1 protein-coding gene is annotated in these 562 nt (G+C 76.0%); it reads right to left on the bottom strand.

Translation table 11 applies throughout. From position 1 onward, the window contains the following. Positions 1 to 562 (bottom strand): ROK family transcriptional regulator (locus FNQ90_RS26145; protein WP_182608558.1); only part of this gene is annotated, 562 nt, incomplete at both ends.

The raw sequence follows: 562 nt of genomic DNA, 5'->3' as shown, positions 1-562 counted from the left end.
GGGCACGGAACCGCCTCCCCGCCCCGACCGTTCCCGAAGCCGACGGGCGAGTTCGCGGTGCCAGGCCGGCAGGGCGAGGAGACCTCCGAGCGCGCCCGTGGCGGAATCGACCAGACCGGGCGCCCCCATCACCACGGTGTGCGGGACCGTGACGCCGACGGTCCGCAGGGCCCCCTCCACCACTGCGAGCGCCGCGTCCCCGGGCTCCCCGCGGCCGGGGGCGTCCCCCGGCACCGGGTGGTCGGCGCGGTGGACGGTGCGGCCGGTGAGATCGGCGACGGCCACCGCGATGTGATCGGTGCGGGCGTCCAACGCGACGACGTGGGCGCGGTCGGCCACCAAGCCGTACAACCGGGCGTTCGGCCCCCGACTGCCGGCCCCGCTCTCCCCCACCACGGCGACCAACCCGCGTTTCCCCAGCCGCTCCAGCAGGTCCGAGACGCTGGGACGTGACAGGCCGGTGCCCTCCTTGAGCTGACCTGCCGTCAGGGGACCGCGATCGGCCAGGAGTTCCAGGGCGATCCGGTCGTTGATGGCGCCGGCCGTACGGGGGGTGGCGGTG

Origin of the sequence: Streptomyces alkaliphilus, assembly GCF_014141535.1 — a bacterium.
GTDB lineage: Bacteria > Actinomycetota > Actinomycetes > Streptomycetales > Streptomycetaceae > Streptomyces > Streptomyces alkaliphilus.
This window is presented reverse-complemented; position numbering and strand designations above follow the sequence as displayed.